8 protein-coding genes are annotated in these 12,333 nt (G+C 69.7%); 7 read left to right on the top strand and 1 reads right to left on the bottom strand.

Features of this window, described 5'->3' with window-relative positions; translation table 11 throughout:
* Positions 1 to 261 precede the first annotated feature (261 nt).
* The gene (locus VP06_RS16950; protein ID WP_048464962.1) at positions 262 to 873 is read right to left on the bottom strand and encodes a CatB-related O-acetyltransferase; all 612 of its coding nucleotides are present in this window, start codon (positions 871 to 873) and stop codon (positions 262 to 264) included.
* A gap of 84 nt (positions 874 to 957) precedes the next feature.
* Here VP06_RS16950 and VP06_RS16945 point away from each other — a divergent pair, with 84 nt between their 5' ends.
* The 7 genes from VP06_RS16945 to VP06_RS16915 all read left to right on the top strand — a co-directional run bounded on the left by VP06_RS16945 (position 958) and on the right by VP06_RS16915 (position 12,300).
* Positions 958 to 3,297: an NADP-dependent malic enzyme gene (locus VP06_RS16945; protein ID WP_048464950.1), complete on the top strand. Its 2,340-nt coding sequence runs from the start codon at positions 958 to 960 to the stop codon at positions 3,295 to 3,297.
* Positions 3,298 to 4,027: 730 nt separating this feature from the next.
* On the top strand, positions 4,028 to 5,602 hold the full coding sequence (locus tag VP06_RS16940; RefSeq protein WP_048464949.1) for an ABC transporter substrate-binding protein: 1,575 nt from the start codon (positions 4,028 to 4,030) through the stop codon (positions 5,600 to 5,602).
* A 10-nt stretch (positions 5,603 to 5,612) separates the two neighbouring features.
* Entirely contained in the window at positions 5,613 to 6,554 is a 942-nt protein-coding gene (locus VP06_RS16935) for an ABC transporter permease (protein WP_048464948.1), read from the top strand.
* A 10-nt stretch (positions 6,555 to 6,564) separates the two neighbouring features.
* A complete protein-coding gene (locus VP06_RS16930; RefSeq protein WP_048464947.1) occupies positions 6,565 to 7,488 on the top strand; it encodes an ABC transporter permease in 924 nt (307 codons plus the stop codon).
* Positions 7,489 to 7,508: 20 nt separating this feature from the next.
* Positions 7,509 to 9,152, top strand: coding sequence for an ABC transporter ATP-binding protein (locus VP06_RS16925; protein ID WP_197093222.1), 1,644 nt, complete (start codon positions 7,509 to 7,511; stop codon positions 9,150 to 9,152).
* A 93-nt stretch (positions 9,153 to 9,245) separates the two neighbouring features.
* Positions 9,246 to 10,724: an amidase gene (locus tag VP06_RS16920; protein ID WP_048464946.1), complete on the top strand. Its 1,479-nt coding sequence runs from the start codon at positions 9,246 to 9,248 to the stop codon at positions 10,722 to 10,724.
* A gap of 124 nt (positions 10,725 to 10,848) precedes the next feature.
* Positions 10,849 to 12,300 (top strand): M81 family metallopeptidase, encoded by a 1,452-nt coding sequence (locus tag VP06_RS16915; protein WP_048464945.1) that lies wholly within the window; start codon positions 10,849 to 10,851, stop codon positions 12,298 to 12,300.
* Positions 12,301 to 12,333: the final 33 nt, after the last annotated feature.

Below are 12,333 nucleotides of genomic sequence, written 5' to 3'. Positions count from 1 at the left end.
CTCGAACGCCGAGGCCGACGACCCGCGCCTCGTCGGCCTGTTCGACACCGCCGAGGCGGCCGGAGTGCCGGAGGTGATCGTGGCCCAGGACCGGATCCCGGCCGAGGCGCCGCTGCCGTCCCACTCCCTGCGCAAGACGGGGTGAGGCTGGCGCCGGGACCGTCCTCAGGCACGCCGACGGCACGGGATCGCCCGGCGCGGGGATCCCCGCCCGATCTTGTGTCGTCTCGGGCAAGCCCGAGATCGCCCTGGGAGACGAGGTCACGGGCCGAGCCCGTCCCCTCCCCTCAGAACCCGCACCAGCGCCTCGGCGTCGCCGCTCTGGAGGAGCGGCACCAGGGCCCGCACCCGCTCCGGCGGCTGGTCCCACCAGGCGGTCGCGACGAGAGCCGCCACGGTCTCCGGCGGGAAGCGGGACCGGATCACCCGGGCCGGGTTGCCGGCGACGATGGCGTAAGCAGGCACATCCCGGGTGACGACGGCGCGGGCCGCCACCACGGCGCCGGGGCCGACCGTGACGCCCGACAGGATCAGGCAGCCGGAACCGAGCCAGACATCGGCGCCGATCGCCACGTCGCCCCGGGAGGCGTGGTAATCGTCGGGCGCATCGAGGTCCGGCCACAGGCCCCGCATCGCCGCGAAGGGATAGGTCGAGACCCAGTCGGTGCGGTGGTTGCCGCCGAGCAGAATCTCGACCTTGTCGGCGATCGAGCAATAGGGGCCGATCGACAGCCGGGCGCCGGATTCGGGGAAGCGGACCTTCGGCCTGCCGTAGGAGTAGGGGCCGATCCGGAAGCCGTGGCGGGAAGCGAGCTTGGCAAGGTGCAGGCGGGTCTCGTTGTGAGGGTTGCGCCCCTGTCGCAGGCGGTGCAGGAAACCCCTCACCCGCAGGCTCCGCGACGAGCCGCGGGCAGGCTGGCAAGCCCGACCTTTCGGGCGATCCGGGGAGACAGCGCGGTGAGCAGCAACATTTCGGACGATCTGAAGAGCGGCGCACTGTTCTATCACCGCAATCCGAGGCCCGGGAAGCTGGAGATCCAGCCGACGAAGCCGCTGGGGAACCAGCGCGACCTGGCCTTGGCCTATTCTCCCGGGGTCGCTGCCGCCTGCGAGGCGATCGCCGCCGATCCGGAGGAGGCCGCGACCCTCACCGCGCGCCAGAACCTCGTCGCGGTGGTCTCGAACGGCACCGCGGTGCTCGGCCTCGGCGATATCGGCCCGCTCGCCTCCAAGCCCGTGATGGAGGGCAAGGCGGTCCTGTTCAAGAAATTCGCCGGCATCGACGTCTTCGACATCGAACTGAACGAGAAGAACGTCGACAAGCTCGTCGACGTGGTGGCGGCGCTGGAGCCGACCTTCGGCGGCATCAACCTCGAGGACATCAAGGCGCCCGAGTGCTTCGAGGTCGAGGAGCGCTGCCGGGCCCGGATGAACATCCCGGTGTTCCACGACGACCAGCACGGCACCGCGATCATCGTCGCCGCCGCCGTCCTCAACGGGCTCGAATTCGCCGGCAAGCAGATCTCCGACGTCAAGATCGTGACCTCGGGCGCGGGTGCGGCGGCGCTCGCCTGCCTCAACCAGCTCGTCTCGCTCGGCGCGCGCCGCGAAAACATCTTCGTCACCGACATCGAGGGCGTGGTCTACCGGGGCCGTGAGACGCTCATGGACCGCTGGAAGTCGGTCTATGCCCAGGAGACCCAGGCCCGTACCCTCGCGGAGGTGATCCCGGGCGCCGACGTGTTCCTCGGCCTCTCGGCCGGCGGCGTGCTCAAGCCCGAGATGCTCGAGCGGATGGCCGAGAAGCCGCTGATCATGGCGCTCGCCAACCCCTATCCGGAGATCATGCCGAACGTCGCCGAGGAGAAGCGGCCGGACGCGATGATCTGCACCGGGCGGTCGGACTTCCCCAACCAGGTCAACAACGTCCTGTGCTTCCCCTACATCTTCCGGGGTGCGCTCGATGTCGGGGCGACCACGATCAACGAGGCGATGAAGGCGGCGGCCGTGAAGGCGATCGCCGGGCTCGCCCGCGAGACCCCGTCCGACGTGGTGGCGCGCGCCTATGGCGGCGAGGCGCGGCCCTTCGGCCCCCACTCGCTGATCCCGAGTCCGTTCGACCCGCGCCTGATCCTGCGCATCGCTCCCGCCGTCGCGCAAGCCGCGATGGAGTCCGGCGTCGCCAAGCGGCCGCTGCCGGACGTGCACGCCTATGCCGAATCCCTCGACCGGTTCGTGCACCGCTCCGGCTTCATCATGAAGCCGGTCTTCACCAAGGCCAAGGAAGATCCGCGCCGGGTCATCTACGCCGAGGGCGAGGACGAGCGGGTGCTGCGCGCCGTGCAGGCGATCGTCGAGGAGGGGCTGGCGAAGCCCATCCTGGTCGGCCGCCCGAGCGTGATCGAGACCCGGCTGAAGCGCTTCGGCCTGGCGATCCAGCCGGGCCGCGACTTCGAGCTGATCAACCCCGACGACGATCCGCGCTACCGCACCTACGTCCAGACCTATATCGATCTCGCCGGGCGCCGCGGCATCACGCCGGACGCCGCCCGCACGCTGGTGCGGACCAACAACGCGGTGATCGGCGCGCTGGCCGTCCGCCGCGGCGAGGCCGACGCGCTGATCTGCGGCCTCGAAGGCCGCTTCGAGACCAAGCTCAAGGTGATCCGCGACATCATCGGGCTCGCGCCGAACGCCCGGGACTTTGCGGCGCTCAGCCTCATCGTCACCTCGAAGGGCGCCTACTTCCTGGCCGACACCCATGTCCGGCCCGATCCGAGCGCCGAGGAGATCGCCGACGTCGCCATCGCCTGCGGCGACACCGCCCGCCGCTTCGGCCTGTCGCCGAAGATCGCGCTGGTCAGCCACGCCGATTTCGGCTCGTTCGACACCGCCTCGGCCCGCAAGATGCGCCAGGCCCTGCATCTCCTGCGCGAGCGTGCCCCCGACCTCGAAGTCGATGGCGAGATGGCCGCCGACACCGCCCTGTCGCAGGCGATCCGCGACAAGGTGCTGCCCGGCTCGCGCCTCAAGGGCGAGGCCAATGTCCTGATCATGCCGAACCTGGACGCGGCCAACATCGCGTTCCAGTTCTCGAAGATGCTGGCCGACGCGCTGCCGGTCGGCCCGCTGCTGCTCGGCCCGGCCAAGCCCGCCCATATCCTGACCCCGTCGGTGACGGCCCGCGGCATCGTCAACATCACGGCCGCCGCCGTGGTCGAGGCGCAGGGACAGGAGACTCTGACGGTCGGGGCCGACAGCACGGCGGAAGCCGGCACACCGCTGGTCTCGGCCTGATCGACGGACGGGGCCTCGCGGGACGCGCCGCCGGGCTCCCTCCTGGCGCACGCCTCGCGCGCCACCCTTGATCTGCCTGCTTGCCCGCCCACGACCTCGTCGTGAGGTCGTGGGCTGGATCGACGACGATGCCGACGAGATGGGAGGCATGGGCCGAACAGTCTCCCCGCGACTTCCGCGGGTCCCTGGCACTCCCGGCCCCGTCCCCAAGCCACCACCGGCGCAGACGTTCGACGTCCTGCATCGCCCAGGAGCACGGGCGCGCCCCTCGGCCCCTAAGCGGGCTCGCGTTGTCAGGCCAACGCTTCGCCCGCTTAGGCTCTTGTTTCGTCGCAGATTTTTATCGCCGAACCGGTGACCACTTCGGCGAAATCTGCTCAGGCCCTCCGCGGCACGCCCGGTCTAAACCTGGACGCGCCGGCCCTCCCGTGGCACCCTGCCCGGGAGTGCCACGAAAAGCGGTTCACGCCTCACACGATTTCGTCGTAGTCAGCTTGGCTGCCCTCCCGCATCCTGCGTCGGTCCGCAGCGGCATGGTGACGTGAAGACCTGCGCGGCACCGCCTCTGCTGTCCCGAAACTTGACGTGAGCCGAATTCTTCGGCGCACCCGACCGGTGCTGGCCCTTGGCCGGGATCTGGTCTGTCGATTGCATACCCCGCCCCGCGGGCATCGTGCCCCGCCCCCGATGGCAGCGCGCAGCAATGGCGCGACTGCGAGGAGACAGCTTGATGGCGTTTCGTCGGTCCGTACTCGGCCTCGTCGTGGCAACGGCGGCCCTGCTCGCCCCCGGACTCGCACCGGCGCAGACGCTCAAGGCGGTGATGCATTCGGACGTCAAGATCGTCGATCCGATCTGGACCACCGCCTACATCGTCCGCAACCACGGCTACATGATCTACGACACGCTGTTTGCGCTCGACGCGAAGGGCGAGATCAAGCCGCAGATGGTCGACACCTACACTGTGTCGCCCGACAACCTGACCTACACGTTCACCTTGCGCGACGGCCTGACATGGCATGACGGCAAGCCGGTGACGGCGGAGGATTGCGTCGCCTCGATCAAGCGCTGGTCCGCCCGGGATTCCCTCGGCCAGAAGCTGATGAGCTTCGTCGAGGGGATGAGCACCAACGGCGCCAAGAGCTTCACCGTCACGCTCAAGTCGCCGACCGGCCTGCTGCTGTTCGGCCTCGCCAAGCCGTCCTCGAACGTGCCGTTCATGATGCCGAAGCGGGTCGCCGACACCGACCCGAACCAGCAGATCTCGGACTTCACCGGCTCCGGCCCGTTCGTGATGAAGACCGACGAGTGGAAGCCCGGCGACAAGATCGTCTACACCAAGTTCAAGGACTACAAGCCGCGCTCCGAGCCGGCCTCGGGGCTGGCCGGCGGCAAGGTGGTCAAGCTCGACCGGGTCGAGTGGCTGGCGATCTCGGACCAGCAGCAGGCGGTGAACGCGCTCCTCGCCGGCGAGATCGACGTGATCGAGCAGCCGGCCTACGACCTCATCCCGCTGCTCAAGGGCGACGACGGGGTGAAGCTCGTCGACTACAATCCCCTCGGCCTGCAATACGCGATGCGGCCGAACCACCTGATCAAGCCTTTCGACAACCCGAAGGTGCGCCAGGCCCTGACCTACGCCCTCAACCAGACCGACTTTCTCCAGGCGGTGGTGGGCGATCCCGACTATTACAAGCCGTGCAAGGCCCTGTTCGTCTGCGGCTCGCCGCTCGCCACCGACAAGGGGATGGACGGGCTGCTGGAATCGAACGCCGCCAAGTCGAAGCAATTGCTGAAGGATGCGGGCTATGACGGCACGCCGATCGTCCTGCTGCAATCGACCGATCTCCAGACCCTGACCAATCTCGGTCCCGTCGCCAAGCAGCTTCTCGAGAAAGGCGGCTTCAAGGTCGATATGCAATCCTCCGACTGGCAGACCGTGGTGTCGCGCCGGGTGCGCAAGGATCCGGTCGACAAGGGCGGCTGGAACCTGATGAACACGTCCTGGGTCTCGGCCGACATCCTGAACCCGGTGATGTCGAGCTTCATGAACATGAGCTGCGACAAGGCCCCGTTCGGCTGGCCCTGCGATGCCGAGATGGAGAAGTTGCGCGACGATTTCGCCCGCGAGGTCGATCCGGTGAAGCAGAAGGCGATCGCCGAAGCGGTGCAGATGCGCTGGCGCGAGGTCGTGCCCTACATCCCGCTCGGCCAGTATTACATCCCGATCGCGGCCCGCAAGACCATCACCGGCATCCTGACCGCACCGGCACCGGTGTTCTGGAACGTCGAGAAGAAGAAGTAAGCCTCACGCCATGCTCGGCTACGTCCTGCGGCGGTTGCTCGCCGCCATCCCGGTCCTGGCGATCGTCGCGGTGCTGGTCTTCCTGATGCTGCGGCTCACCCCCGGCGATCCGGCGGCGGTGATCGCCGGGGACAACGCCTCGAGCGAGCAGATCGCGCAGGTGCGCCAGCAGCTCGGCCTCGACCAGCCCCTGCTGGTCCAGTTCCTGATCTGGATCGGCAACCTGCTGAAGGGCAATCTCGGCGAGTCGTTCTTCTTCAAGAAGAGCATCGGCGAGCTGATCCTCGGGCGGATCGAGCCGACCCTGTCCCTCGCCGCCGCCACGATGCTGATCGCGGTCTGCGTGGCGATCCCGCTGGGAGTCGTGGCGGCCTACCGCCACGGCTCCTGGCTCGACCGGATCGTGATGGGCGTGTCGGTGCTGGGCTTCTCGGTGCCGGTCTTCGTGATCGGCTACGGGATGATCTACGTGTTTTCGATCACGCTCGGCTGGTTCCCGGTCCAGGGCTACCAGCCGCTCTCCGGCGGTCTCGGCGGCTACCTGCACCGGCTGGTCCTGCCCTCGGTCACCCTGTCGGTCGTCTACATCGCGCTGATCGCCCGGATGACCCGGGCGAGCGTGCTGGAGGTGCTGAACGAGGACTATATCCGCACCGCCCGGGCCAAGGGCCAGGTCGAGCGAAAAATCCTCTTCCGCCACGCCCTCAAGAACGCCGCGGTGCCGATCGTCACCGTGGTCGGCATCGGCATCGCGCTCCTGATCGGCGGGGTGGTGGTGACCGAGAGCGTGTTCGCGATTCCCGGCCTCGGCCGCCTCACCGTCGATGCGGTGCTGGCCCGCGACTACCCGACGATCCAGGCGCTGATCCTGCTGTTCTCGGGCGTCTACGTCCTCATCAACCTCCTGATCGACCTGAGCTACAGCCTGTTCGACCCGAGGATCCGCCATTGAGGTCCGACCCATGAGTGCCGAGCCGACCCTGCTGGCGCCCGCCATCGCGACCCTGCCGCCGCCCAAGACCCTGGCCGCGCGCCTGCTGCGCAACCCCGTCGTGGCGATCGGCGCCGGATTCCTGCTGCTGATGGCACTGGTCGGGCTCCTCGCCCCGTTCCTCGGCACGATCGATCCGACCGCGATCAACCCGGCGACCCGCAACCGCCCGCCGGGCTTCGAGCGCACGATTCGGAACGATGATGGAGGCACCACCACCTACCGCCACCGGATGGGCACCGACAGCCTGGGGCGCGACGTCTACAGCCGGGTCCTCTACGGCGCCCGGGTGTCGCTGGTGATCGCCGTCACGGTGGCGGTCCTGGCGCTGGCGATCGGCCTGCTGCTCGGGCTGGTCGCCGGGTATATCCGCCCCCTCGACGGGCCGATCATGCGGCTGATGGACGGGCTGATGGCGATCCCCGGCATCCTGCTCGCCATCGCGGTGGTGTCGCTGTTCCGGGCCGGGCTGCCTGCCGTCATCGCGGCGATCGTGGTCCCGGAGATTCCCCGGGTGGTGCGGCTGGTGCGCTCCATCGTGCTCTCGGTGCGGGAGGAGCCCTATGTCGAGGCCGCGATCATGGCGGGCACCCGCCTGCCGCTGCTGATGGCGCGCCACATCCTGCCCAATACCGTCGCGCCGCTGATCGTGCAGGGCACCTTCATCGCCGCCTCGGCGATCCTGGTCGAGGCGGTGCTCTCGTTCCTCGGCATCGGCATCCCGCCGGAGACGCCGAGCTGGGGCAACATCATGGCGGAGGGCCGCAACCTGTTCCGGGTCTACCCGCACAACATCCTGTATCCCGGGATCTTTCTCGGCCTGACGGTGCTCGCCGTGAACATGCTGGGCGACGGCCTGCGCGACACCCTCGATCCGAAGATGACAGGCCGGTGACCTTGCCGATGACCTTGCCGATGAGCACCGTCCCCGCTCCCGTCCTCGAGGTCGAGAACCTCGCCATCGCGCTGCCGGGCGGCGGCGACCGGCTCCGCGCCGTCGACGGCGTCTCCTTCACGGTCGCCCCCGGCGAGATCGTCTGCGTCGTCGGCGAATCGGGCTCCGGCAAGTCGGTCACCGCCTTCTCGGTGATGGGGCTGCTCGCCCGGGTGCTCAAGCCCGTCGCCGGGGCGATCCGGCTGCTGGGCGAGGACGTGCTGACGGCGAGCCCGCAGCGCCTGCGGGCCCTGCGCGGCGACCGCATGGCGATGATCTTCCAGGAGCCGATGACGGCTTTGAACCCGGTGCTGACCGTCGGCGACCAGATCGAGGAGGTGCTGCGGATCCACACCGATCTCGGGCCGAAGGAGCGCCGCGCCAAGGTCCTGGCGATGCTGGAGGCGATGCACCTGCCCGATCCGGAGCGGATGCACGCCTCCTATCCGCACCAGCTCTCCGGCGGCCAGCGGCAGCGGGTGATGATCGCCGCCGCCCTGATCCTCGATCCCGCCCTGCTCATCGCCGACGAACCGACGACGGCCCTCGACGTCACCACCCAGGCCCAGATCCTGCGGCTGATCCGCGAGATGCAGGAGCGCCGCAGCACCGGCGTCCTGTTCATCACCCACGATTTCGGCGTGGTGGCCGAGATCGCCGACCGGGTGGTGGTGATGCAGAGCGGCCGCATCGTCGAGCAGGGGCCGGCGATGCAGGTCCTCGACGCTCCGCAGCACCCCTATACGAAGATGCTGATCGCGGCGGTGCCGACCATGAGTCCGGCCCGGCGCACCCCGGTGACCGGCGCCCTGGCGCTGGAGACCGCGGGCCTGGGCAAGACCTATCGCAGCCGCAGCCTGTTCAAGAAGGAGCGGGTGGTTCAGGCCGCCGCCGACGTGGCGTTGCGCATCCGTCGCGGCGAGACGGTCGGCATCGTCGGCGAATCGGGCTCGGGCAAGTCCACCGTCGCCCGCTGCATCGCCCGGCTGATCGCCCCGAGCGAGGGACAGATCATGGTGGGTGACCAGGACATCGCCCGCCTGCCCGAACGCCGGCTCCGGCCCCTGCGGCAGAAGATCCAGGTCGTGTTCCAGGACCCGTTCCGCTCCCTCAACCCGCGCCGGTCGGTCGGCGCCTCGATCATCGAGGGGCCGGTGAATTTCGGCACGAGCCCCTCCGCCGCGATGGCCCGGGCCGGGGAGCTGATGCGCCTCGTCGGCCTCGATCCCGCGGCGCTCGCCCGCTTCCCGCACCAATTCTCCGGCGGCCAGCGCCAGCGCATCGCGCTCGCCCGGGCGCTGGCCATGGAGCCCGAGATCCTGATCGCCGACGAGGCGGTCTCGGCCCTCGACGTCTCGGTGCAGAAGCAGGTTCTCGCCCTCCTCGACGACGTGCAGAGGCGCTTCGACCTCGCGATCCTGTTCATCACCCACGACCTGCGGGTGGCGGCCCAGATCTGCGACCGGCTGATCGTGATGCAGCGCGGCCGGATCATCGAGGAAGGCCCGACGGCGGAGATCTTCGCCCGGCCGGCGGCCCCCTATACCCGGGCCCTGATCGAGGCGGCGCCGGGGCGGGATTTCGGGCGCGGCGCGGAGCGCTTTCGGGAAGCGGCCTCCGCCTGATGCGGACGAACGACGATGAAGCCCCTCCCCTTGTGGGAAGGGGCACGGGCCTCGTCGTGAAACGAAAACTGAAACGATAACAGGATCGAGACAATGACCCTCGCCATGACGTGGGAGGAATGGGCGCAGCACGATGCCTGCGCGCTCGCCGCGCGGGTGCGCGCCGGCGAGGTGACGGCGGCCGAACTCGCCGCCCAGGCGGCGGCCGGGGTGGCGCTGACGAACCCGGCGACGAGCGCCGTGATCGAGCTGTTCGACGATTGCATCGCCGACCCGGCGACGGACGGGACCGATCTGGATGGCGCCTTCGCGGGCGTGCCGTTCCTGATGAAGGATCTCGGCCCGACCCTGAAGGGCCGCTTGCAGGAGATGGGCTCGCGGCTGATGCGGGGCCATCGCGCCGCGAGCGACAGCTACCTGACCGGGCGGATGCGGAAGGCCGGGCTCAACCTCGTCGGCCGCACCACCACGCCGGAATTCGGCGTGTGCAGCTCGGCCGAGAACCCGGCGGTCTACGTCACCCGCAACCCCTGGAACCTCGACTACACCACCTGCGGCTCCTCGGCCGGCGCGGCGGCGGCGGTGGCCGCCGGCGTGGTGCCGATGGCGCATTCCACCGATGGCGGCGGCTCGATCCGCATCCCGGCCGGCGTCAACGGCAATCTCGGGCTCAAGCCCTCCCGCGGCGTGTTCTCGATCGCGCCCTACGGCTCGGATCTCACCAGCGTCGTGTCGATCCAGGGGTGCCAGTCGCGCAGCGTGCGCGACACCGCGACCTTCGTCGATCAGTGCCGCGGCGGCGCACCGGGCGAGTTCATGCCCTACTGGACCGCGCCCGAGCCCTATGCCACCCTGATCGCGCGGGATCCCGGCCGCTTGCGCATCGCGCTGTCGCACGAATGGGGCGATTACCGCGCCGTGCCCCACCACGTCGCCGAGCTGGAGCGGATCGGCCGCGTCCTCGAAGGGCTCGGCCATCACGTCGACTGGGCGCTGCCGGCGGTCGACATCCGGGCCGCCTTCCAGGCCCAGACCACCTGCTACATCACCAACTTCGCCCAGACCATCAACGGGCTGATCGCCCTGAAGGGACTCGAGCGCCCGCCCGAAGACCTGATCGAGCCGATGAACATCCGGATCTGGGAGGCCGGGCGCCACACGAGCTACGCCGAGCGCGCGGCGATGCAGGCGGCGTTCAACACCACGGCGCGCGGCTTCGGCGCCTTCTTCGAGGAGTGGGACATCATCCTGACCCCGATCACCGCCGTGCCGACGCCGCGCGTCGGCACCACCGAGTACCTGACGATCAGCGACAACCCGTCGGTCCACGACTGGTTCGAGAACCTGTGGCGCAACTTCGCCTATACGCCGCTCGCCAACCTGTGCGGCCTGCCGGCCCTGTCCATGCCGCTGGCCTGGAACGAGCACGGCCTGCCGCTGGGCATCCAGGCCCAGTCGCGCCAGGGCGCCGACGGCCTGCTGCTGCAACTCGCCGCGCAGGTCGAGCGGGCGATCGGGGGCCGGTGGAACGACGGCAAGCGACCCGGCGTGCACGTGACGGCGGGAGGCTGACAGGTCGCGCGAACGAGCCAAAACGAAGAACCGACGTCATTCCATCCGCCGAGCCGGCGTCGCGGGCGCCCGAGTGGCGACGCTCGACACGGTCCGTGCCAGCCGGCCATCAGGAGACCCGCCCGTGAAGCTCTTCATCGCCGCGCTCGGCACCGAGACCAACACCTTCTCGCCGATCCCGACCGGGCGCGCGGCGTTCCTCGAGGATCTCTACGTCGAGACGAACGCCTCCCGCACCTCCGACCATTGGTTTGCCGGGCCGCTCAAGGTCTGGCGGGCGCTCGGCGAGGCCGGCGGCTATGAGGTGGTCGAGAGCCTGGCGGCCTTCGCGCCGCCCGGCGGGCCGACGCGCCAGGACATCTGGATCTGGCTGCGCGACCGCATCCTGACCGACCTCACGGCGGCCGGCCCGGTCGACATGGTCCTGTTCGATCTCCACGGCGCGATGATCGCCGAGGGCCAGGACGATTGCGAGGGCGAGCTGGTCGCCGCGGCCCGGGAGATCGTGGGGAGCGGGGTGACGATCGGCGTCGAACTCGACCTGCATTGCCACCTGACCGATCGGATCGTCGACGCCTGCGACGTGCTGCTCACCTACAAGGAATATCCGCATATCGACGTCGACGACCGGGCCCGCGACCTGTTCCGCCTGTGCGAGGACGCCAGGACCGGCCGCACCCGGCCGACCATCGCCGTCGCCGACTGCCGGATGCTGGCGGTGTGGCGCACGCCCAACCAACCGACCCGTGGCTTCGTCGACCGGATGATCGCGGCGGAGGGGCGGGACGGCATCCTGTCCCTGTCGCTCGCGCACGGCTTTCCCTGGGCCGACATCCCGGATGTCGGCGCCAAGGTGGTGGCGGTGACCGACGGCGACCCCGACCTGGCGCAACGGACCGCCGACGCGCTCGCCCGCGAGCTGTGGCAGATGCGGGAGGCGACTACGGACCGGCTGCTGACCCTCGACGAGGCCGTGCAGGTGGCGCTCGCGCCCCCGGCGGGCGTGACGGTGCTGGCCGACGTCTCCGACAATGCCGGGGCCGGCTCGGCGAGCGATTCGACCTTCCTGCTGCGGGCGCTGGTCGCGGCCGGCGCGACCCGTTGCGCCATCGGCAGCATCTGGGATCCGGTCGCGGTCCGGCTCTGCCGCGAGGCCGGCGAGGGCGCTCGCCTGCCCTTGCGGATCGGCGGCAAGACCGGGCCGATGTCGGGCGACCCCGTCGACCTCACCGTGCGGGTGATGGGCATCCGGCCCGACGCGGTCCAGACCTACGGCAACGGCAAGCAGCCGATGGGCGATTGCGTGATGGTCGAGGCCGGGGGCCTGCACATCGTGCTCAACGCCTTGCGCACCCAGGTCTTCCAGCCGAGCGTGTTCGAGCAGTTCGGCGTGCGGCTGACCGACTACGCCACCGTGTTCGTCAAGTCGGCCCAGCACTTCAATGCCGGCTTCGCGCCGCGGGCCGACCGCATCCTGCACGTCGCCGTGCCGGGCAGCGCCAATCCCGACTTCGCGCGGCTACGCCTGCCGAAGGCCGCCCGTCCGCTCTGGCCGATCGTCGCCGACCCGTTCTGACGGGCGGGATCGGATCGACGCTCCGGGGCGAGG

The sequence above is a fragment of the Methylobacterium aquaticum genome, assembly GCF_001043915.1.
Taxonomy (GTDB): Bacteria; Pseudomonadota; Alphaproteobacteria; order Rhizobiales; family Beijerinckiaceae; genus Methylobacterium; species Methylobacterium aquaticum.
Note: the sequence above shows the minus strand (reverse complement) of the source record. Positions and strands in the feature narration are given on the sequence as shown.